This is a genomic window from Paenimyroides ceti (genome assembly GCF_030409925.1).
On the sequence record NZ_JAUFQU010000001.1, the window covers coordinates 2,970,000 to 2,991,323 of the forward strand.

Consider the following 21,324-nt stretch of genomic DNA (forward strand, 5'->3'; position numbering starts at 1 on the left):
TTATAAATCCAAAACAGCAAAGCAATGAAAAAACATACGATTGCAGGTGTAGCTATTGTGTTGGCTCTATTGACATCTTGTAATAAAAAAGAAAATATGTCTTCTGAAACAGCTATGATTGACAGCTTGAAACAGGTACAGTTTGAAGGTGATAAATTTGCTGACATTGAAGTTCTCAAATATGACATCCCGGGCTGGGACAAACTTACGCTAAAAGAAAAAAAACTCGTTTATTATTTAGCAGAAGCCGGATATTCTGGTAGAGATATCTACTGGGATCAAAACTATAAGTTCAATCTTAAAATTCGGGCAGCACTTGAAAACATATATACCCATTATACAGGGGATAAAAATGACGAAGACTGGAAAAAATTTGAAATCTACTTAAAAAGAGTATGGTTTTCAAACGGAATTCACCATCATTATTCCAATGACAAAATAAAACCGGGGTTTTCACAATCCTATTTCCAGCAGCTGTTAAAAGACACTAAAACCAATCTTGACGGCAGTATTGTAGAAATTCTTTTCAATGCAGTAGATGACAAAAAAGTAAACCTTGATGAGTCGAAAGGTTTAGTCAAAGGATCTGCAGTTAATTTCTACGGTAAAAACATCCTCGCAAAAGATGTAGAGGATTTTTATAACGCTATGAAAAATCCGGATTCAGAACGTCCTTTATCATTTGGTCTGAACTCTAAACTTGTCAAAACCGAATCGGGTAAACTGGAAGAGAAAATATGGAAAAGCGGCGGTATGTACGGATCTGCTATTGACAAAATTGTTTTTTGGCTGGAAAAAGCGGTTGAAGTAGCAGAAAATGAACCTCAGGCAGATGCGTTGCGCTTACTGATCAAATATTATAAAACAGGTGATTTAAAAACATGGGATGATTATAATATTGCCTGGCTAAAAGCGACAGAAGGAAATATCGACTATATCAACGGATTTATTGAGGTATATAATGATCCGCTTGGACACAAGGCTTCCTATGAAAGTACGGTTCAAATCAAAGATTTTGATATGTCTGCAAAAATGGAAGTCATTTCTAAAAATGCCCAATGGTTTGAAGATAACTCTCCTTTAGTACCGGAGCACAAGAAAAAGAACGTTGTAGGTATTTCTTATAAAACGGTAATTGTAGCAGCAGAATCCGGTGATACTTCTCCGGCTACGCCAATAGGTGTAAACTTACCAAATGCTGACTGGATCAGAGCCGAACACGGATCTAAATCTATTTCATTAGGAAATATTATCGAAGCCTATAACAAAAGTGGTGGAAGTGAAAAGCTAAAAGAGTTCGCTTTTGATGAAGAAGAAGTACAACTGGCAGAACGCTACAGCGAACTTGGAGATAAATTACACACCGCTTTGCATGAAGTTGTAGGCCATGCATCTGGTCAGATCAATAAAGGTATTGGCACTCCTAAAGAAACCTTAAAAAGTTATGCTTCTACATTAGAAGAAGGTAGAGCTGATTTAGTAGCTTTATATTACTTATACAATCCTAAAATTCAGGAACTGGGACTGGTAGATGACTGGAAAAGTCTTGGAAAAGCAGCCTACAATGATTATATCCGCAACGGATTAATGACGCAACTGGTACGAATTGAACCTGGAAAAAATATTGAAGAAGCTCATATGCGAAACCGTCAGTGGGTCAGTGCATGGGTATTTGAAAAAGGAAAAGCTGAAAATGTTATTGAAAAAATTGTACGTGACGGTAAAACCTATTTCAAAATCAACGATTATGAAAAACTACACGTTTTATTCGGAGATCTTTTACGCGAAACACAACGCATCAAATCGGAAGGAGATTATGAGGCCGGTAAAAATCTTGTAGAAAACTATGGTGTAAAAGTAGATCAGCAATTACATAAAGAAGTATTGGAAAGAAACAAAAAATTCAACATCGCTCCTTACAGAGGCTTTGTAAATCCTGTACTTGTTGCTATAAAAGATGCTAAAGGTGAAATAACTGATATTGTAGTTACTTACCCTAAGACTTTTACAGAGCAAATGCTTTATTATTCTAAAAACTATAATTTTCTACCTTTAGAGAATTAAAAAAATCCACTCAAATGAGTGGATTTTTTTATTATCTGAGTAAATTAATGCTTACGGTTGCAAGTTGTGAATCAGGAAATTTTCGGAACAATTTCTCATCAGGTTCCAATCCTGCCTCTTTACATATTTTATGAAACACATCTACTTCCACGATATACTGATCCGAAAACCCATGCGTAGCATCATAAGCAGTAGCTGGTGTCAAACCGAGATTTTGAGAAGTAATATCCGGTGAAATAGTATGAAGTTCTATGACAAGCAATCCGAATTTTTTGATATAAGGTTGCCATTTCTTCATATGCTCCAACAGATTTTCCTCTACTTCATTGTTGGTCAGATAATTTCCTCTGTAAGCAAATGCTCCTGTAGAAGTACTGACGCGATCCGGATTTATATGCGCAGGCTGTTCCCAGATGCGGTTGTGATCCAGAAATGTGCGGATGTTCAGCAAATCATTCAGGTCAATGTTGTAATTCTCTCTCAGATCTGCAGACAACCGTTCAGGATCCCCAATATCACCCCAAATTACTTTTGCCCATATATCATTATTGATTAAGTTGGCTCTTGTTATTTTCAGGGCTGCCTGATTGTAATCTGCACCTACCAGAAACAAAGGATACTCATCGAGGTGTTTCCCTCTCAGGGTACGTCTTTCGATTGTTTCAAAAAGATGCTGTAGAAAAGCCCCATTACCACATCCCATATCTAAAACTCCTTTGGGCTGATTTTCCAAAGGCTGATTAAATATTTCTATGATGAAATCATCTATTACCTTAAAATAAGTAGCATGAGCACCACCGCTGCCCCAAACATTCATAGCACGGTCTACATGTATTTCATCTTCATCAACACCTGTTTCACGAATCTTTTCTGCTGCTCCGAACAACAGATCTTCCATCTTGGCAAACATCGGTAAATAAGAAACTGTTACTCCGTAAGAAGCTGCTCTTCTTGCAAAAAACAATCCCGTTTCCGTAAACTGGTAATTGTCTTTATTCTTTGTAAACCATTGCAAACCGGTTAAGAAATCCAGTATCTTTTCGAAACAAGCAGGTTCTTTATGAAACTCTTCTGCTTTGAATGAAGTTTCCATAAAATATTTATGAAACATGCCGTTCATTCCTAAACGCACAATCGTTGGCCCTACAAGATGTCCTTCAATATGCTTTAATATTTGGGATTGAATATTTCTTTCCTGTTTATTGTCAGAGAATGTAATACCAAAATGATGCTGATGTTTTTCAAACAGTACGGCCAATTTATCAAAGGGTTCTTTTTCAAAATTACGCGGATGAAAATCCATTGTATACCGTAGAAAATCATTTACTTCCCTGTACAGATAAGCGTATTGTAAAAAATAAGCCGTCTTATCATTACACGAAAGCGTTACCTTGTTATTCTTATTATCAACCGAATAATTAATAAATCCCTGTGAAGCCAATACGCGAAAAGCTACATTAAGATAGCCTTTATTCGCGTTAAACTTTTCAGTAGCTTCATCTAATGTAAAAGAAGCTTTTTCCAGAAATTCATTCAGAATGTTTTTGTCGTGCAAAGTCGCCACGACAGGAGCTGTAACCAATCCGTCAAGATGTTGAAAGATGGTACTTCTTAATTGTTTTTTATCCATGGATGGAATTGTTTTAAATCATTTATAATTATGAACAGTACATAATCTCAGTAGCGGTTACTGATACATGATTGTGTTTTACTTTGCAAAGATTATTTTTTTTAATAAATTTAGAGGAAAGACGTGTCTTAAAAATAACTTAAATAAGATGAAAGCCCTATTAATTGTTGACCTTCAGAATGATTTCTTACCTAATGGAAGTCTGGCAGTAGCCGATGGTGATCTGATCATCCCGGTAATAAATGAACTGCAACACTATTTTGATATTATTGTTGCAACACAAGACTGGCATCCGCCCCAACATAAGAGTTTTGCTTCTAACCATGAGCATAAAAAGGCGTTTGATGAAATCGTACTAAACGGACAACAACAAACTCTCTGGCCAGACCACTGCCTGCAAAACTCGCATGGTGCTGCCCTATCTTCCGCTTTACACCAGGAAAAAATATGTGCTGTTTTCAGAAAAGGGATGAACCCTGAAGTTGACAGCTACAGTGGCTTTTATGACAATGATAAAAGAAATACAACAGGACTCAACGGCTATCTGAAAGAAATGGGAATAACCCGTGTTTTCATCTGTGGGCTGGCAGCTGATTTTTGTGTGCATTTCACAGCAAAAGATGCACTCTCCTTAGGCTATACTACTTATTTTGTTGAGGATGCTACAAAAGCTATTAATAAAGATCATTTTATGGTGCAGAAAAAGATGCTGGCAGAAGAAGGTGTTATCTTCACGACAAGTGAAGCTATAAAAAAACCGGCTCTTTAGCCGGTTGTTATATATGTTTGAGAACTTCGTTTTTTAGCGCATCATATTCGCCCTGAAGAATAAGACCGTTATCCAACAGTTTTTTATAACTCTGTAATTTTTCAAAAAGCTCTTCTTTTGTAAAATCTGCCAGTGTTTTCTCCTGTTTTTCTGTGTTTTTGTTTTCTTCTACAATTTCCTGTAACTCTGCAATAACTTCAGCACTTTCAATAGCTGGTTGTATCTCACGCGGTACAATTTCAGCAAAACTGTTTACCTCCTCTGTTTCCACAACTTCTATTGCTTCTATTTCTTCTGCCAGAACTGGTTCTTCAGTGCGTACTTCTTCTGCAATACTTTCAATTGATTTTGCCAGTACGTTTTTGCGGTCATCTAATTGTTCTTTAGCAAAAGTATAGAGTTTTTTAGCCTGATTTTTGGGCAGGTAATCTATTGTTAGCGTCAGATCATTTTTAGTCATAAATGAAAATTCAGCTCCTAAGATATTTTCTTTTACAAAAGGGATTACGATATCGTCCCAATCATAATCGGTTATATCCATAGATAATCCTAAATTCTTCGGTTTAAAAATAATAATCCGCTTATTGGTCATAATAATGCTATCCGGGAAAACCGTTATAGCTGGTTTTTTCTGAACCGCTATATAACCTACCTCTTCATTTCGCATCAGGATATCCTGTAGTTTTTCTGAGATTTTCTCTACGGCTTTAGGATCCTGATCTTCGTTTAATATCTTTTTAAAATTATCTAACATTCTTATTAATTTTCAATTCAAAAATAACAAAAAGAGCAATGCTCAGACTTAATTTATCGTTAAATCTGTTCTCTTACTTTTTTAGGAAGACTTGCAAAAACCAATTCGTAAGAGTTCCGTATCATATCAAGAACTTCTCTATCCGGAACATCCTGATGAAAGAATACAGTGTTCCAGTGTTTTTTGCTCATATGATATCCGGGAGTTACACCCTGATACCTTTCACGTAGCTCTATAGCTTCTTCGGGATCACATTTTACATTTACAGAGGCCTTTTCTTTCTCCCACTCCGACAGGGAAGATAAAACAAACATCTTGCCTCCTACCTTGAAAACAAGTATATCTTCATCAAAGGGAAAATGTTCGGTAACGCCTTTGAGTGCTAAACAGTAATCATAAAAATCAGTTATATTCATTGTTCCTCCTTTCCTATTTTTCCCAAATGGGTAAATTTAAATCCTTGTTCATATTTTAGTCCGTAACCGAATATCCGATCCATAGATGCATGACTGAAGATAATTACTCCCGCCAGCTGCAGATAAGAATTTCCGATATATATTCCAATCATATACAGACTTAAAGCAACAGCCCTGTGGTGAAAAACATTATATGCGGCGGCTCCTGCCCTATTTCCTAAAAGATAGCCCAACATTGAAAAATCCGGTATCAGAAGTAATAACGGAAACCACCACCAGGCAAAAGGCAGCAAAGCAAACAGGTATATTCCAAAGAGGAATAAACCAAGCTCTTCAATCTGAATGATCTTTTTCATTTTTATAAAATTGCGTATAAAACAGGTTTACTCGGCGATGCGTCATTCTCAAAGGAAGCCATCTGTAAATTTAGTAAGTAACTACCGTCCGGAACTGATGTTTTCACAAAAACCATTTCGGTAATAGTCGCATTCAGCCGTGCATCAGCATTTAGTTGTTTCACGTCCTTCACATTCCAGAAGGCTTTGTGTGCTAATAATTTTCCTTGATCCTGCTCCTTATCTACACTGGGCAGATCGATAAGCAAATGTTGAACTCCACATTCTCTGATATAGTGTGCAGCAGACTCAGACAGATACGGAGGATTGGTATGAGAATAATTTTTTGATTTCTTTTCTTCCAGATTCGGTAATGTACGAATGACCAATGCTTCCGGCAATTTATGAGCCAATAGTTTTTGTACTTGTGCTTTGGTAATGATATAATCATTTTCCCACTGTTCCGGTTCAATAGAAATGAGTTCTGCTGAAAAGAAAAACTGTTTTAAGGTCTGATTGACCGAATAAAAATCCTGTGTAATATGCCCCAAACACTCTGTATGAGTACCGTGAGCATGCGGATTAAAAAGAATATTATTAAAATTGGTAGATGACTTGCCCGAAACGACGCTTCCGACAAAATCTCCCATCTGTACCGGTTCTATTTCAGGTTGTGATAAATACCAGGCAATCGGATTATCCGGACTATTCTGCAAAGACAAAGAGATATCTATGGGTTGCGACAAATCGATTTGGTATTCCTGATCCTGATGGTTTATGAGTGCTTTCATATTTTAAACTTACAAAAAATCTCTCAATCAACCATAAACAATTCGCTGGCAATACCATCTCCGAAAAATTTTCCTTCAGCAGTGGTTTTCAGAACATTGTTTTCAATGACCAATTGTAAAGACTGTATATATTTTTGAGCGTTTTTGAGCAGATAAGTCAGATATTTTTCCCCGAAATCATTTTGAACTTTCTGAAGTGAAACTCCCCACATGGTTCGCAGTCCCGTCATTATATATTCATTATACCGATCATTGAGCGATAACAGTTCTTTTTCTGAAGGGAGTATTCCTGACTGTATTTTGTTTAGATAAAGTGTATTATTGGAGATATTCCATGAACGGTTAACACCATCAAAACTATGTGCAGATGGACCGATTCCCATGTACTTCTTTCCCATCCAGTATGCTGTATTATTTTGAGAAAAATAGCCCGGCTTTCCAAAATTAGACAACTCATAATGCACATATCCGTTTTGCTTTAATAGCTGCATTAACTGCAGAAAATGTTCATGTGCTTCTCCATCATCAGGCATCGGAATCGTTCCTTTAGCAATCAAGCTTGCCAAAGCCGTTTTGGGCTCAACTGTCAATGCATAGCTGGAGATATGCGGAACACCCAGAGTTAGGGCTTTCTCTATATTTTGCTGCCACTTATCCATACTCATTCCGGGAATGCCATAAATCAGATCAATGGAAATATTATCAAAATACGTGCGGGCTGTTTCCAATGACTGCCATGCTTCATCTGCATTGTGCGCACGGTTCATAAGTTGTAGGTCTTCTTCAAAAAAAGATTGTACTCCCACACTCAACCGGTTGATTTTGGTTTGAGCCAATGCTATGATGCGCTCTTTTGTCAGATCATCCGGATTGGCTTCAAGGGTAATTTCGGGAGTATTTACTACTGAAAAGTTTTCATATATTGACTGAAGTATGGTTTCGATTTCGCTATTGCTTAAAATACTCGGAGTACCTCCGCCAAAATAGATGGTTTCTACTGGCTCTTCCTGCCAATCGGCTTTTCTAAGCACTATTTCCTGCAAAATGGCATCCAAGATTTCCTCTTTTTTCTTTAATGAAGTAGAAAAATGAAAATCACAATAATGACAAGCCTGTTTACAGAACGGAATATGTATATAAATACCGGACATTTATTTTACCCTTTCTTTATTTTGATTCACAAAAGCAGCCCATCCGGTATATGATTTTCCCTTTTCAGCTTTTCCGGCATTAAAAAAGTGACAGACAGCTGCTGCCAGGCCATCCGTAGAATCAAGGTTTTTCGGCAGTTCCTTCAGTCCTAAAAGTTGTTGAAGCATTTTGGCAACCTGCTCTTTGCTCGCATTTCCATTTCCGGTAATAGCCATCTTAATCTTTTTAGGCTCGTATTCCGTAATGGGAATATCTCTTGACAATCCGGCAGCCATCGCAACTCCCTGAGCACGACCAAGCTTCAACATCGACTGCACGTTTTTACCGAAAAAAGGAGCCTCAATAGCGATTTCATCCGGATGATGGGTATCGATTAATTCAATGGTCCGTTCAAAAATAAGACGAAGGCGTTTGTAATGATCGTCATATTTAGACAATTGTAACTCATTGAGCTGTAAAAATTCCATTTGGTTTTTTACAACTTTAATAAGCCCAAATCCCATTATAGTGGTTCCGGGATCAATGCCTAAAATGATTTTTTCTGTGGCCAATGTTTTACTTTTGATTAACGCGCTGTTATCGAAAAAATCAATTTCTTTGCGTTATGAAATTTATATCTCCCAAAATTAAGCAATTCTTACTACTAATAACAAAATTATTAGTAGTAGGACTGGCATTTTATTTTATCAAAAGTCAGCTTTCTGAAAAAGAATTTAACTGGGATATTATTTCACAGAGCATCGCTCAGAAAAAGGGCTACTGGTATCTGTTTTTTCTGCTCGTGCTCACTTTTCTCAATCGCTTTATAGAAATTTTGAAATGGCAAAACCTGGCACAGACAGTACGCAGCACATCCGTTTGGGAATCTACACAACAGGTCTTAAGCGCCATAACATTAGGCATCTTTACTCCCAATGGAATTGGAGAATATGTAGGAAAAGCGTTGTTCTATAAAAAAGACGAAACAGGAAAAATCATTTTATTGAATATGATCTGTAATGGGATTCAGGTTCTTTATGCCGTATCTTTTGGTCTGGCAGGCGTTTTTTATATCAATAGCCTGCACGGTTTTCTACCCGCATATACGTCCGTAATACTCTTCGGAGTTATCTTATTACTTTTCGTATTATTTTTTGCCCTCAGAAAAGTAACGATTAAAACCTATTCACTGGAGTTACTACTGCAAAACATAAAAAAAATCCCACAGAAAAAGCATTTAAAAAATATTACATTGGCTCTGCTAAGGTATCTTGTACTTCTGCACCAATACGTTTTACTATACCATTTCTTTGGTGTAGAGATTTCCTATTTTACATTAATAGCCGTTGTGGCCGCAGTATATTTACTGGCTTCTTCACTTCCCAACTTTCAGGCACTTGATTTCGCGCTGAAGGGTAGTGTTGCTATTTATTTGTTTGGTTTTTTCGGCGTAGATGAATGGGTCGTTACGATTGTAGCAACTCTGATCTGGATACTCAACTTAGTAATTCCGATAAGCATCGGCAGCATTTTTGTATTGCTGATACAGCCTAAAAAATTATTTCAGGAAAACGGGTAATACAAATTGTGTTTTTACGGGAACGCCTCTTTTTGTAGCCGGATGTATTCCCTTAAACGTACTCTCTTTTGCCTGTAAGATCCGATCAATTTCTGTATTTAGAGGTAATGAATCTTTTTTACTCAAAGAAAACTTTATATGCGCATCCGGATAAACAGTTACCAATATGTTTAAAGTATCAATTTCTTTTATAGGTAAGGTCTGTAGAAGGGAATCATTTTTTAACTGCAGTGTCAGTTCTGTAAAAAGTTTTTCAAAAAAGCACTTTTTATTTTCTTCCGTATCTTTTAGTGAGTCACAGGCTTCAAACGTGGGATAAGAATCTACTTTTGTCCAGTCTATTGTATGCAATTCTTTACGCAATAATTCCTGTGCATCAGGCAGCTCTTTTTTTGCTTTTTGGCAGGAAGTTATCGATAAAAATACAATAAGTAATAAAAAGTAATTCTTCATGAAATAAATAGTATTTTTAATACTCAAAAATACAAAAAAAAACAGATGGAATATATTTTATTGGTAATCAGTTTTGTTTTAATCCTTATGGGGATTATCGGTAGTTTTTTACCGGTTTTGCCTGGACCTCCTATTTCATGGTTCGGGCTTTTTTGCCTGTATTGCACAACGGGTATTGATTTTAATTATTGGATTTTGGGCAGTACGCTAATCGTCACTCTGCTCATGGTAATTCTCGATTATATAATTCCCGCCCAGGGAACCAAACGCTTCGGAGGCAGTAAATATGGCATCTGGGGAACTAACATCGGATTGGTTGTAGGTATTTTCGCTCCTATTCCCGGAGGTTTTATCATAGGTCCTTTTGCAGGGGCACTTATCGGTGAGCTTATTTTTGATTCCAAAAACGTCCAAAGAGCTGTAAAAGCAGCTACAGGTTCATTGATTGGTTTCCTTATTTCAACGTTCAGCAAGTTTATGGTGTGTATGATTTTCCTCGGAATTTTTATCCGTATCGTATGGATGCATCGTGATATATGGTTTTAAGCAATCGTCACATCACTTTGCTTATTATACAATAGAAACATTCTATTGTATTAACTAAAAACAATTGTTTTTGACTATTACTTTTGTAGGTATAAAAATGATACCACAACTTTAAAAAAGATAGATATGTCAAAAAATGCCAACATTACTTCCAATTCGGGAGCTCCGATTGGAAAACAACAGTATGAAAACTCACAGACAGTCGGCAGACGAGGTCCCGTACTATTACAGGATTTCTTTCTCCATGAAAAACTCGCTCAATTTAACCGCGAACGTATTCCCGAACGTGTTGTACATGCGAAAGGAACTGGTGCTTTCGGTAAATTTGTAGTAACACATGACATAACAGCTTATACACGCGCAAAGATATTTTCAGAAATAGGAAAAGAAACCCCGATTTTTATTCGTTTCTCCACTGTTGGCGGAGAGCAGGGATCAGCAGATACCGAGAGAGATCCGCGTGGATTTGCAATAAAGTTTTATACCGAAGATGGCAATTGGGATTTAGTAGGTAATAACACTCCGGTATTTTTTATTAAAGATGCAAAAAAATTTCCTGATTTTATTCATACCCAAAAGAGAGACCCTCGCACACACTGCAAATCTGCTACTATGATGTGGGACTTCTGGTCTTTAAACCCTGAATCACTGCATCAGGTTCTTATACTGATGTCAGACAGAGGAACGCCGGACGGATATCGTCATATGCATGGATTTGGCTCTCATACTTTTTCTATGGTAAATAGTAATAATGAACGCGTATATGTAAAGTTTCACCATAAAAGTAATCAGGGAATTAAAAATTTTGACGGCGTTACAGCAGACAAAATGAGAGGTATCGATCCTGACTATTCTCAAAGGGACCTAGTGGAAGCTATTGATAAGAGTAATTTCCCGAGATGGACTACTTATATACAAACCATGACAGAAGAACAAGCCCGAAACTTTCAATGGAATCCGTTTGATGTTACCAAAGTATGGCCACAAAAAGAATATCCTCTTATCGAAGTAGGCTATTTTGAACTGAATAAAATTCCGGACAATTATTTCAGAGATGTTGAACAGGCCGCTTTTTCTCCTTCAAATGTTGTAGATGGAATTGGTTTTTCACCTGATAAAATGCTTCAGGGACGCATTTTTTCTTATCCGGATGCCCAACGTTACCGAATAGGTTCCAACTATCAGGATTTACCTGTAAATGCGTGTCCGTTTATGACTAATAACTATCACAGAGACGGAGCCATGAAATTTAATGAAAACGGCGGAGCAGCATCTAATTATTTCCCAAATTCTTTTGACGGAAATCATGAATCAGTGGCATCAAAAGGAATACCTTATGAACTGGAAGATACAACAGTAGCTTACTTTGACAGAAATGAAAATGATGACGATCATTATACACAACCTGGAATTCTTTTTGAAAAAGTAATGGATGAAGAAGCGAAACAGAATACGATAAATAATATCGTAAATGCTATGAGTGGTATTGAAGGAGACCAAAAAGAACAGATAATCATGCGTCAGCTCTGCCATTGGTTCCGGGTATCTCCAAGATTGGGAATAGGCATTGCAAAAGGACTTCATATTGATATAAGCGAATTTATGTAATAAAAAAAGCGGCTGTATAAACAGCCGCTTTTTTTTATTTAGCAAAGGTATTGAAATCAAAAAGCCCTCCATAAGGAAAGCTTTTCATTGGTCTAACTACTAAACCAGGTACATAAATGTACCTAAACAACACAACTAATTTTTAATTCTCGCGAATCTCGCGGTCTGGACGGGACTCGAACCCGCGACCCCATGCGTGACAGGCATGTATTCTAACCAACTGAACTACCAAACCAACATATTGAACCCCAATTATAAAAGGGCAAAAAAGCCCCTCGTAACCGAAGGGCTATTTTCATCTCTGGCGGTCTGGACGGGACTCGAACCCGCGACCCCATGCGTGACAGGCATGTATTCTAACCAACTGAACTACCAAACCAAAGATTCAAAATGAATATTTCAAAGAAAAAGTTTACACGATGTAAACCCTAATTTAAGCTTTCGCTTTCTGGCGGTCTGGACGGGACTCGAACCCGCGACCCCATGCGTGACAGGCATGTATTCTAACCAACTGAACTACCAAACCAGTGCGTTATAGCGGTGCAAATATACAATGCTTTTTATTATATCCAAACATTTATTTATCCTAAATCGCATTTTTTTTCAATTGATCTAAAAAAACACTCGTTATCAATCGTTTAAATTTAAACTTTTTTTTGCTGTTTTTCCCTTCCTACAACAAAAAAAGCCAAAAACAACAAAATGATGCTTCTGACTTTCCAACTACACAACTGGTTATGTTAACCAAAATTACCTTCTACATATCTTTTTGTCAACTCTTCTTTCGGGTTTTCAAATATCTGCTGCGTGGTGCCGTATTCTACCAGTTCACCCAGATACATAAAGCCGGTATAATCTGCTGTTCTGATTGCCTGCTGCATATTGTGCGTGACAATGATAATGGTATAGTCTTTTTTTAACCGTAAAATTAATTCTTCAATTTTCGCAGTACTGATAGGGTCCAAAGCAGAACATGGTTCGTCCATCAAAATGACTTCAGGATTGATTGCTATTGCACGGGCTATGCAGAGTCTCTGCTGCTGTCCTCCGGACATTTCCAATGCACTGCGCTTGAGATTATCTCCGAGTTCATCCCACAGGTAACAGTCTTCCAATGCACTTTGTACTGCCTGTTTCACATCTACTTTCTTATCTAACTCATTAATTTTTAAACCGTAAGCGATATTGTTATAAATGGATTTGGGAAACGGATTGGGACGTTGAAAAACCATACCCACTTTTCTTCTTATCTCAGTCGGATCCTTTTTGGACTGCAAAATACTCTCTCCGTCCAGCAAAATATCTCCTGTAATTTTCACATCCGGATTCAGATCGTGCATTCTGTTAATAGAACGCAACAGAGTAGATTTCCCACAGCCAGAAGGTCCGATTAGCGCCACTACTGAATTTTTGGGAATCTGCATTGTTACTCCCTTTAAAACCTCTTTGGTTCCAAAGCTGAGCTTTATATCTTTTATTTCTATTTTATTCTCCATACTATTTCACCAATTCTTTTGCATATTTATTTCGAATGATAAATGCGATAATATTTAAAACGACAATAAGAAGTATAAGAACTAAAGCAGTTCCGTAGGCCAGAGGCCTTACCTGCTCTATCGCATGATGCTGGGTTGACAATATATACAGGTGATAAGGCAATGCCATAAATTCACTGTCAAGCGTATCCGGCGGAAATCTCAGGTAAAAAGTTACCCCTGTAAATAATATGGGTGCTGTTTCTCCTGCCGCTCTTGAGACTCCAAGTATAGCACCTGTTGTTATACCTGCTATCGCAGAAGGAAGAATAATTGTTTTGATCGCTTCCCATTTAGTTGCTCCCAACGCTAAAGCTCCTTCTCTGTGAGAATGGGGTACAGATCGCAAAGCTTCTTCTGTAGCAGTGATGATATAAGGCAATGTCATTAAACCTAATGTGAGACCCGATGAAACAACCGAATTCCCCAATCGCAATGCTTCCACAAAAAGTGCCACTCCGAATAAACCATAAATGATGGACGGAACTCCTGCTAAATTACGGATTGATGCCCTCAATATTTTGGTAAACATATTATCCGAAGCATACTCATTGAGATAAACCGCTGTAGCAACTCCAACAGGAATACTAAATTTAGCCGTTATTACAGTAACCATTGTTGTTCCTACTAAAGCCGGGTAAATACCCCCTTCAGTCATTCCTTTGCGCGGTACAGTGAATATAAAGTCCCAACTAAGTGTTCCTGCCCCTTTCCATATAATATCAATAAGAACCAACAATATAAATGCCAGCACCACTATAGTACACAGTCCCAGAAAACGGAGACCAATAAAAGAAGCTATGTTTTTAGAAATCACACTCATTATATTTTATATCTTAGTTTTGAAGCTATCCATTCTGACAGAAAATTAACCCCCAGACTAATAAAGAAAAGGATAATACCCAATACAAAGAGTCCATAGTAATGAGGTGAGTTATAAGGAACTTCTCCGAGCTCTATAGCAATAGCTGCAGTCAATGTTCTTACCGGATCGAAAAAACTATGGGGCATAGCTGTAGCATTTCCGGTAACCATCAACACCGTCATTGTTTCTCCTATTGCACGCCCGAAACCGAGAATACAGGCTGCAACAATTCCCGAACCTGCTGCAGGAATGACAACTTTTATAAGCGTTAACCATTTATTGGCACCCAATGCATAAGAAGCTTCTCTGAAAGACGGAGGAACTGAACGCAAGGCGTCTTCCGAAACACTAATAATTGTTGGAAGAGCCATAAAAGCCAATAATATAGAACCATTAAGCGCATTAAATCCGTTACTCAGATGAAAGACATCGGCAATAAAAGGACCGATGAGTACAATCCCGATGAATCCTATCGTTACAGACGGAATTCCCGCAAGAATTTCAATAAGCGGCCGGATTGCCTTTCTTACTTTTGGAGACGCTATTTCTGATAAATAGGCTGCAACGCCTATTCCAAGAGGAACTGCAATCAACATAGACCCTAATGTTACCAATAATGAGCTCCACAGAAGCTGAAAAACTCCGTACAATGGTTCGCCATGTGCAGAAGGATTCCAGTGCAAATCAAAAAAAGAGGAAAAGGGAATATGGGAAAACGCTTTTATAGCATTTGAAAAAAGCAAATAAAGAATACCTATCAATATTAATATGGTAAAATAGCCTGTCAATGTAAACAAGCGCTTCATAATCCAGTCAGCCAAAACTCTATGATTCATTATTTCTCAGTTTAGCGGTGATTAATCGAGTATCTACCGGATAAAATCCGCTCTCCTGAATAATTGAAGTTCCCACTTCTGAAAACTGATACAGTACAAATTCCAGTAGTTTACCCTGAGGTTTTTTGTTGGTATACTGTATTAAAGGACGTGTAATCGGATAAACTCCTGAAATAATTTTTTCTTTATCTAAAGGCGAATAAGCAACGGAATGGGCATCTTTTTTTATGCTGATAACTTTGAGTCTTTCCATTACCTTTTCATTGATATAGCCTGAACTTACATAGCCAATACCATTTTTATCATCTTTGATAGCATCAACTATCTGAGCAGTACCGCTCATCCCAATCATGGATAAATCATACTCGTTCTTTACGATATTTTCTCTGAAATAGATATAAGTGCCGGAACTGCTTTGTCTGCCGTAGAGTGTAATTTTCTGATCGTTTCCGCCTAACTCTTTCCAGTTTTTCACAGCGCCTCTGTAGATATCGCTTAACTGATTTAATGTAAGACTGTCAACTCCATTATTCTCATTTACCACAATTGCCAAAGCATCCTGTGCAAAAATAATAGCATAAGGTTCTACCCCTCTCTGTCTGGCATAAAACAACTCTTCATCCGTAATTTCTCTTGAAGAATTTGCCAAATCTGTTTTTCCATTGATCAGGGCAGCGATTCCTGCTCCAGAACCCCCACCGGTTACACCAACTGAAACCAAACTATCCTGATCCATAAAACTTTCAGCAATTGCCTGAACGAGGTTTACTTCCGAATCTGAACCGCGTACTTTAATAGCTACATATTTACTTTCATTCGAAAAACAGGAAATCATGATGGTAACAGAAACCAGAATAAGAATTGTAAAATTCCGCAACATGATGCATTATTTAAATTAAAACAAAAATACCCTTCCCGTATTAAGAAATAGTTTCTTTAAAAACATCAAACGGTTAATTCCACAAAAAAAGCAGGCTAAAAAGCCTGCTTTCATGTATTTATTTTTAACAAATATATTATAGCAATGAACTTACTGCATCAACATATGTTTGTTTAGGAGCAACACCTACCTGGCGACCTACTACTTCTCCGTTCTGGAATATTAATACTGTAGGAATGTTACGTACACCGTATTTAGAAGCAAAATCCTGATTTGCATCAACATCTACTTTACCTACAACTACTTTACCAGCAAAGTCACCGCTTAATTCTTCAATAACCGGACCTAACATTTTACATGGACCACACCATTCTGCCCAAAAATCTACGATAACCGGTTTGTCTGATTTCAATACTACATCTTCAAATGTAGCATCTGTTATTTCTAATGCCATATCTTTTAATTTTTATTTTCCTATTATAACAAATGTACTAAATATTTTAAATGTGTCAAGCTCATCGTTATAAGTTTTCTCTATACATACGTTACTAAAAACTATTAATTTAAGCGGAATTGAACCTGAAGGCTCTCCAGTGCTTCTAACAATTCGGCTGAAATCTCAATGCGCGTATTCTTACTCGGCATTTCCAATACGTTCTTTTTCTGATAAACAAATTTGGGCAGCATAGCCTCTTCATTTATCGTATTCTCATCCAGTTCAATCGGATCAATATCCGTTTCTTCAAGAAAACGATTGACCATTTCATTCTCTATTTTCTGCTGAATTTTTTCCAATTCGTATATCTCAAATGTTACCGGCTTTGATCCTTTGTTTTCATCAAGCAGCATTCTTATTTTTTCTACCTGATGCGCTTTGAGCTCCTGAATATCGATCTGAATAATCAGTTTTTTTGCATAAGTAGGAATTACTTCATTCAGAAGTTTCAACTCTACAAACTGAATGCGCGGTTCGGTTTTTTCATTTGAATCTTTTTTAACGAATCCATCTTTAACAAAGAGCTTGAAATACACAAAGGTATTATTCAGTAAAAAGTGTCTGAATTTGAGGTATTCCTCATTAAACATCCTGAATTCCATACTGTCTTCATAGCCTTCAACTGTAAAGCTTGCCCAATCTTTTCCTTTGGCAGAAGTTCTGAATTGTACGTTGGATACCATACCGCCAAACGTAACATTTCTTCCTACAAAAGGCGTCAGGTCTTTTAGCTGGCTCAATTTTACATTACAGAAGTATTTCATTTCAAATTTAAAATCATCCAAAGGATGCCCGGATATATAGATTCCAACCACTTCTTTTTCTTTGGCAAGTTTTTCCATAGTTGTCCATTCATCACAACTCGGTATTACAGGTTCCGGAATCTGCACTTCGCTTGCTTCTCCAAAAAGGCTTACCTGTGATGAATTTTCATTTTCCTGAAATTTAGCACCGTATTTCATGGCTTTTTCCAAAAAGGTTATAGCATCACCTTCCGTAAAAAAATATTGCGCACGGTGCGTTTCTTCAAAACAGTCAAATCCGCCTGCCAAGGCCAAATTTTCAAAAGCTTTTTTATTAGCGGCTCTTAAATCAATTCGTTTTGCCAGATCAAAAATAGATCTGTAAGGTCCTTGTTGCCGGTTTTCTACAATAGTTTGCACAGCACCTTCACCAACCCCTTTTATGGCTCCCATTCCAAAACGGATCGCATAATTTTCGTTTACTGTAAATTTATATACCGATTCATTGACATCAGGTCCTAAAACGGCCAATCCCATTCGTTGACACTCTTCCATAAAGAATGTTACCTGCTTTATATCATTCATATTATTGGACAATACAGCTGCCATGTATTCTGCCGGATAATGCGCCTTTAGATAGGCTGTCTGATACGCAACCCAGGCATAACAGGTGGAGTGCGATTTATTGAAAGCATACGAAGCAAAAGCTTCCCAATCTTTCCAAATTTTTTCAAGAATTTTTGGATCATGTCCTTTTTTAGCCGCCTGTTCCACAAACTGAGGCTTCATCTTATCAAGTACATCTTTCTGTTTTTTACCCATTGCCTTACGCAATACATCGGCTTCACCTTTTGTAAAGTCCGCAAGTTTTTGAGACAGTAGCATTACCTGTTCCTGATAAACCGTAATTCCGTAGGTTTCCTTTAAATACTCTTCACAGGCATCCAAATCGTAAGTAATAGGTTCTTCGCCATTCTTACGCCGTACGAAAGAAGGAATATATTCTAATGGCCCCGGACGATACAGTGCATTCATCGCAATAAGATCACCAAAAACAGTAGGCTTCAGTTCGCGCATGTATTTTTGCATTCCGGGAGATTCGTATTGGAACACCCCCACAGTTTCTCCTCTTTGAAACAATTCGTATGTCTTCTGATCATCAATCGGAAAATTATCCGGATCAAGATCAATTCCCAATCGGTATTTTACAATTTTGCAGGTATCTTTGATCAGCGTTAAGGTTTTCAGACCTAAAAAGTCCATTTTCAATAAGCCGGCACTTTCTGCTACGGAGTTATCAAACTGAGTAACGTACAGGTCAGAATCTTTTGCTGTTGTTACCGGAACAAAGTTGGTAATATCATCAGGTGTAATGATTACTCCACAGGCATGAATACCTGTATTTCGCATCGATCCTTCGAGTACTTTTGCCTGCTGTATGGTTTCACCTGCCAGTGAATCGGTTTTTGCCAACTGTATCAGTTCAGCTACTCTTTCAAATTCATCACTCTTTACCGCTTGTTTTACTGCATTGAGCTCTTCAGAAATAAAGCGTGACAAATTCCATTTACTCGGCATCATTCCCGGAATAAGTTTGGCGATACGATCTGATTCTGCCAAAGGCAAATCTAAAACACGGGCTGTATCTCTGATGGCTGATTTGGTAGCCATTTTTCCATACGTAATGATTTGCGCTACCTGATTAGATCCGTATTTCTCAATCACATATTCCATTACACGTCCTCTTCCCTCGTCATCAAAATCGATATCAATATCGGGCATGGATACACGATCCGGATTTAAAAAACGCTCAAACAGCAGATCATACTCTATCGGATCAAGATTGGTAATCCCAAGGCAGTAAGCTACAGCAGATCCTGCCGCAGACCCCCTTCCGGGTCCCACGGAAACTCCCATAGTTCTTGCTGCTGCTATAAAATCCTGCACAATGAGGAAATATCCCGGGTAGCCGGTTTTTTCTATGGTAACCAACTCAAAATCCAAACGCTCCGTAATCTCGGGTGTTATTTCTTTGTATCTTTTCTTTGCACCTTCATATGTAAGGTATCGCAGATAGCTGTTCTCACCTCTTTTTCCTCCGTCTATCTCATCCTCTGCATGCTGAAATTCTGCAGGAATGTCAAATTTTGGCAGTAATACATCACGATATAAAGAATAAGGCTCTATCTGGTCTACTATCTCACTGATGTTGATAATAGCATCCGGAATATCTCTAAACAGGTTTTTCATTTCAGCTGTAGATTTGAAATAATATTCCTGATTAGGCATTCCGTATCGATATCCGCGTCCACGTCCGATAGGAGTTGCCTGTTTCTCTCCGTCTTTTACACATAAAAGAATATCATGCGCATTGGCATCTTCTTTTCTTGAATAATACGTATTATTGGTCGCTATTAGTTTTACGTTGTGCTTTCTCGCAAGAGCAATGAGTGTTTTGTTAACCCGGTCTTCATCTTCTTGTCCGTGCCGCATCACTTCTATATAGAAATCATTCTGAAATTCTTCTTTCCACCATAATAGTGCATCTTCCGCCTGCTTTTCCCCAATATTCAGAATTTTACCCGGTATTTCTCCCTGTAGTCCTCCTGACAAAACAATAAGATCTTCTTTGTATTTTTTTATTACCTCACGGTCTATACGGGGTACATAGTAAAATCCTTTGGTGTAAGCTATTGAAGCCATCTTGGCTAAATTGTGATATCCTTTTTTATTCTTAGCCAGAATCACCACCTGATAACCGTTGTCCTTTTTTGAACGATCGAGATGATTTTCACAAACATTAAACTCGCAACCGACAATAGGTTTCACAATGGTTTCGGTAGGTAATTCCCCGTTTTCAGTCAGTTCCTTATTTTTTGCCTCTGCTGCTTTGTTATGTGCCATAACAGCGTTCACAAATTGAAAAGCCCCCATCATATTTCCATGATCTGTCATCGCAACAGCCGGCATTTTTTCTTTTACGGCAAGAGTTACAAGATCTTTTATTCCAATAGTAGACTGTAAAACAGAAAATTGAGAGTGGTTGTGCAAATGGGCATAATTTGCAGCTTCAAAGGCGCGCATTATTTCTTCCGAAACAACCTCTATTTCTTCAGAAATTACACCTGCTTTTTCTAATTGGCGCTGAATCTCTTCAGAAGCTTTTTTAAGATTAATATGTTTTAATCCTATTAGCTGAAAAGGCTGCGGGTTTTGAGTTTTAAACTCTTCAAAATAATTTTCCGGCTGTTGCAGTTCTTCTTTTGTAAAAACTTCTTTACGGATGAGCTCCAAAAAACAACGTGTTGTAGCTTCAACATCGGCAGTAGCGTTATGTGCTTCACTAAAAGGTACTCCAAACAAATACGCATGCAGCTCAGTAAGTGTCGGTAGTTTATAACGACCTCCTCTACCTCCGGGCAGTTTCAACAACTCAGCTGTAACCTCGGTACAGGTATCCAGAACCGGCATCTGATCTAACGGTGATGGTGTAGACTTACGGTAAAACTCCGAGCCCATGATATTGACATCAAAACCGATGTTTTGCCCGACAATGAATTTTGACTTTTCCAAAGCTTTATTAAACTCCTCTAAAACAAATTGCAGACTCACACCTTTTTCTGTGGCCAGCAACGTCGATATACCGTGAATTCGTTCTGCATCAAAAGGAATGTCATATCCTTCCGGTTTTACCAGATAATCCTGATGTTCCACCAGATTCCCCATTTCATCATGCAATTGCCAGGCAATCTGCACACATCTCGGCCAGTTGTCCACATCCGTTATCGGAGCATTCCAACTCTTTGGTAATCCGGTAGTTTCTGTATCAAATATTAAGTACATAGGTAAATCAGAAAGTTTAAATTTATGATCGAAGTAAGATTCAAATTTAC

Annotated in this window: 19 protein-coding genes and 3 tRNA genes; 5 read left to right on the top strand and 17 right to left on the bottom strand. The window is 37.7% G+C overall.

Annotation, left to right across the window (positions count from 1 at the left end; translation table 11 throughout):
• Positions 1–24: 24 nt before the first annotated feature.
• Entirely contained in the window at positions 25–2,064 is a 2,040-nt protein-coding gene (locus QW060_RS14620; RefSeq protein ID WP_290364205.1) for a dipeptidyl-peptidase 3 family protein, read from the top strand.
• A gap of 31 nt (positions 2,065–2,095) precedes the next feature.
• On the opposite strand, the gene QW060_RS14625 is transcribed toward QW060_RS14620, so the two are convergent.
• The gene (locus QW060_RS14625; protein WP_290364206.1) at positions 2,096–3,694 is read right to left on the bottom strand and encodes a class I SAM-dependent methyltransferase; all 1,599 of its coding nucleotides are present in this window, start codon (positions 3,692–3,694) and stop codon (positions 2,096–2,098) included.
• Between the two features lie 148 nt (positions 3,695–3,842).
• Between QW060_RS14625 and pncA the strand changes: the two genes are divergently transcribed.
• The gene (pncA, locus tag QW060_RS14630; protein ID WP_290364207.1) at positions 3,843–4,463 is read left to right on the top strand and encodes a bifunctional nicotinamidase/pyrazinamidase; all 621 of its coding nucleotides are present in this window, start codon (positions 3,843–3,845) and stop codon (positions 4,461–4,463) included.
• A gap of 7 nt (positions 4,464–4,470) precedes the next feature.
• Here pncA and QW060_RS14635 read toward each other — a convergent pair whose 3' ends face one another.
• Genes QW060_RS14635 through ruvC form a run of 6 tightly spaced genes read right to left on the bottom strand, consistent with a single transcriptional unit; the run spans position 4,471 to position 8,462 of the window.
• Positions 4,471–5,217, bottom strand: coding sequence for a PH domain-containing protein (locus QW060_RS14635; protein WP_290364208.1), 747 nt, complete (start codon positions 5,215–5,217; stop codon positions 4,471–4,473).
• Positions 5,218–5,276: 59 nt separating this feature from the next.
• Positions 5,277–5,633: an MmcQ/YjbR family DNA-binding protein gene (locus QW060_RS14640; protein WP_290364209.1), complete on the bottom strand. Its 357-nt coding sequence runs from the start codon at positions 5,631–5,633 to the stop codon at positions 5,277–5,279.
• The gene (locus QW060_RS14645) at positions 5,630–5,989 is read right to left on the bottom strand and encodes a DUF4260 domain-containing protein (RefSeq protein ID WP_290364210.1); all 360 of its coding nucleotides are present in this window, start codon (positions 5,987–5,989) and stop codon (positions 5,630–5,632) included. Before QW060_RS14645 ends, QW060_RS14640 begins: the two co-directional genes overlap by 4 nt.
• 2 nt (positions 5,990–5,991) lie before the next feature.
• Complete coding sequence (locus tag QW060_RS14650; protein ID WP_290364211.1) at positions 5,992–6,759, bottom strand: cyclase family protein; 768 nt, start codon at positions 6,757–6,759, stop codon at positions 5,992–5,994.
• 23 nt (positions 6,760–6,782) lie between these two features.
• Entirely contained in the window at positions 6,783–7,910 is a 1,128-nt protein-coding gene (hemW, locus tag QW060_RS14655; protein ID WP_290364212.1) for a radical SAM family heme chaperone HemW, read from the bottom strand.
• Positions 7,911–8,462 (bottom strand): crossover junction endodeoxyribonuclease RuvC, encoded by a 552-nt coding sequence (gene ruvC, locus QW060_RS14660; protein ID WP_290364213.1) that lies wholly within the window; start codon positions 8,460–8,462, stop codon positions 7,911–7,913.
• 53 nt (positions 8,463–8,515) lie between these two features.
• Here ruvC and QW060_RS14665 point away from each other — a divergent pair, with 53 nt between their 5' ends.
• A complete protein-coding gene (locus QW060_RS14665) occupies positions 8,516–9,469 on the top strand; it encodes a hypothetical protein (RefSeq protein ID WP_290364214.1) in 954 nt (317 codons plus the stop codon).
• On the opposite strand, the gene QW060_RS14670 is transcribed toward QW060_RS14665, so the two are convergent.
• Positions 9,449–9,922 carry a hypothetical protein gene (locus tag QW060_RS14670; protein WP_290364215.1) on the bottom strand — a complete coding sequence of 158 codons (474 nt, stop codon included), beginning with the start codon at positions 9,920–9,922 and terminating at the stop codon, positions 9,449–9,451. The two genes, QW060_RS14665 and QW060_RS14670, sit on opposite strands and share 21 nt — an antisense overlap.
• Before the next feature lie 45 nt (positions 9,923–9,967).
• Between QW060_RS14670 and QW060_RS14675 the strand changes: the two genes are divergently transcribed.
• Together QW060_RS14675 and QW060_RS14680 are read left to right on the top strand one after the other, a co-directional pair.
• Positions 9,968–10,468: a DUF456 domain-containing protein gene (locus tag QW060_RS14675; RefSeq protein ID WP_290364216.1), complete on the top strand. Its 501-nt coding sequence runs from the start codon at positions 9,968–9,970 to the stop codon at positions 10,466–10,468.
• Positions 10,469–10,594: 126 nt separating this feature from the next.
• Positions 10,595–12,076, top strand: coding sequence for a catalase (locus QW060_RS14680; protein ID WP_290364217.1), 1,482 nt, complete (start codon positions 10,595–10,597; stop codon positions 12,074–12,076).
• Between the two features lie 161 nt (positions 12,077–12,237).
• Here QW060_RS14680 and QW060_RS14685 read toward each other — a convergent pair.
• From QW060_RS14685 to dnaE, 9 genes are all read right to left on the bottom strand, one after another.
• Positions 12,238–12,311: transfer RNA gene (locus tag QW060_RS14685), tRNA-Asp, on the bottom strand.
• 67 nt (positions 12,312–12,378) lie between these two features.
• Positions 12,379–12,455, bottom strand: a tRNA-Asp gene (locus QW060_RS14690).
• 70 nt (positions 12,456–12,525) lie between these two features.
• Positions 12,526–12,602 (bottom strand) — tRNA-Asp (locus tag QW060_RS14695).
• A gap of 214 nt (positions 12,603–12,816) precedes the next feature.
• Positions 12,817–13,572 carry a phosphate ABC transporter ATP-binding protein PstB gene (gene pstB / locus QW060_RS14700; protein ID WP_290364218.1) on the bottom strand — a complete coding sequence of 252 codons (756 nt, stop codon included), beginning with the start codon at positions 13,570–13,572 and terminating at the stop codon, positions 12,817–12,819.
• 1 nt (position 13,573) lies between these two features.
• Positions 13,574–14,428, bottom strand: coding sequence for a phosphate ABC transporter permease PstA (pstA, locus tag QW060_RS14705; RefSeq protein ID WP_290364219.1), 855 nt, complete (start codon positions 14,426–14,428; stop codon positions 13,574–13,576).
• Positions 14,429–14,433: 5 nt separating this feature from the next.
• Positions 14,434–15,312, bottom strand: a complete 879-nt coding sequence (gene pstC, locus QW060_RS14710) for a phosphate ABC transporter permease subunit PstC (RefSeq protein ID WP_290364220.1) — start codon at positions 15,310–15,312, stop codon at positions 14,434–14,436.
• Entirely contained in the window at positions 15,302–16,192 is an 891-nt protein-coding gene (locus QW060_RS14715) for a PstS family phosphate ABC transporter substrate-binding protein (RefSeq protein WP_290364221.1), read from the bottom strand. Before QW060_RS14715 ends, pstC begins: the two co-directional genes overlap by 11 nt.
• 136 nt (positions 16,193–16,328) lie before the next feature.
• Positions 16,329–16,646: a thioredoxin gene (gene trxA, locus QW060_RS14720; protein WP_290364222.1), complete on the bottom strand. Its 318-nt coding sequence runs from the start codon at positions 16,644–16,646 to the stop codon at positions 16,329–16,331.
• 104 nt (positions 16,647–16,750) lie between these two features.
• On the bottom strand, positions 16,751–21,274 hold the full coding sequence (gene dnaE / locus QW060_RS14725; protein ID WP_290364223.1) for a DNA polymerase III subunit alpha: 4,524 nt from the start codon (positions 21,272–21,274) through the stop codon (positions 16,751–16,753).
• Between the last annotated feature and the right edge of the window lie 50 nt (positions 21,275–21,324).

What these genes read in the sequence shown, in the direction of transcription:
- QW060_RS14620 (WP_290364205.1), top strand. Translation starts at nt 25, where the DNA reads ATGAAAAAACATACGATTGCAGGTGTAGCTATTGTGTTGGCTCTATTG.
- QW060_RS14625 (WP_290364206.1), bottom strand. Translation starts at nt 3,694, where the DNA reads ATGGATAAAAAACAATTAAGAAGTACCATCTTTCAACATCTTGACGGA.
- pncA (WP_290364207.1), top strand. Translation starts at nt 3,843, where the DNA reads ATGAAAGCCCTATTAATTGTTGACCTTCAGAATGATTTCTTACCTAAT.
- QW060_RS14635 (WP_290364208.1), bottom strand. Translation starts at nt 5,217, where the DNA reads ATGTTAGATAATTTTAAAAAGATATTAAACGAAGATCAGGATCCTAAA.
- QW060_RS14640 (WP_290364209.1), bottom strand. Translation starts at nt 5,633, where the DNA reads ATGAATATAACTGATTTTTATGATTACTGTTTAGCACTCAAAGGCGTT.
- QW060_RS14645 (WP_290364210.1), bottom strand. Translation starts at nt 5,989, where the DNA reads ATGAAAAAGATCATTCAGATTGAAGAGCTTGGTTTATTCCTCTTTGGA.
- QW060_RS14650 (WP_290364211.1), bottom strand. Translation starts at nt 6,759, where the DNA reads ATGAAAGCACTCATAAACCATCAGGATCAGGAATACCAAATCGATTTG.
- hemW (WP_290364212.1), bottom strand. Translation starts at nt 7,910, where the DNA reads ATGTCCGGTATTTATATACATATTCCGTTCTGTAAACAGGCTTGTCAT.
- QW060_RS14665 (WP_290364214.1), top strand. Translation starts at nt 8,516, where the DNA reads ATGAAATTTATATCTCCCAAAATTAAGCAATTCTTACTACTAATAACA.
- QW060_RS14670 (WP_290364215.1), bottom strand. Translation starts at nt 9,922, where the DNA reads ATGAAGAATTACTTTTTATTACTTATTGTATTTTTATCGATAACTTCC.
- QW060_RS14675 (WP_290364216.1), top strand. Translation starts at nt 9,968, where the DNA reads ATGGAATATATTTTATTGGTAATCAGTTTTGTTTTAATCCTTATGGGG.
- QW060_RS14680 (WP_290364217.1), top strand. Translation starts at nt 10,595, where the DNA reads ATGTCAAAAAATGCCAACATTACTTCCAATTCGGGAGCTCCGATTGGA.
- pstB (WP_290364218.1), bottom strand. Translation starts at nt 13,572, where the DNA reads ATGGAGAATAAAATAGAAATAAAAGATATAAAGCTCAGCTTTGGAACC.
- pstC (WP_290364220.1), bottom strand. Translation starts at nt 15,312, where the DNA reads ATGAATCATAGAGTTTTGGCTGACTGGATTATGAAGCGCTTGTTTACA.
- QW060_RS14715 (WP_290364221.1), bottom strand. Translation starts at nt 16,192, where the DNA reads ATGTTGCGGAATTTTACAATTCTTATTCTGGTTTCTGTTACCATCATG.
- trxA (WP_290364222.1), bottom strand. Translation starts at nt 16,646, where the DNA reads ATGGCATTAGAAATAACAGATGCTACATTTGAAGATGTAGTATTGAAA.
- dnaE (WP_290364223.1), bottom strand. Translation starts at nt 21,274, where the DNA reads ATGTACTTAATATTTGATACAGAAACTACCGGATTACCAAAGAGTTGG.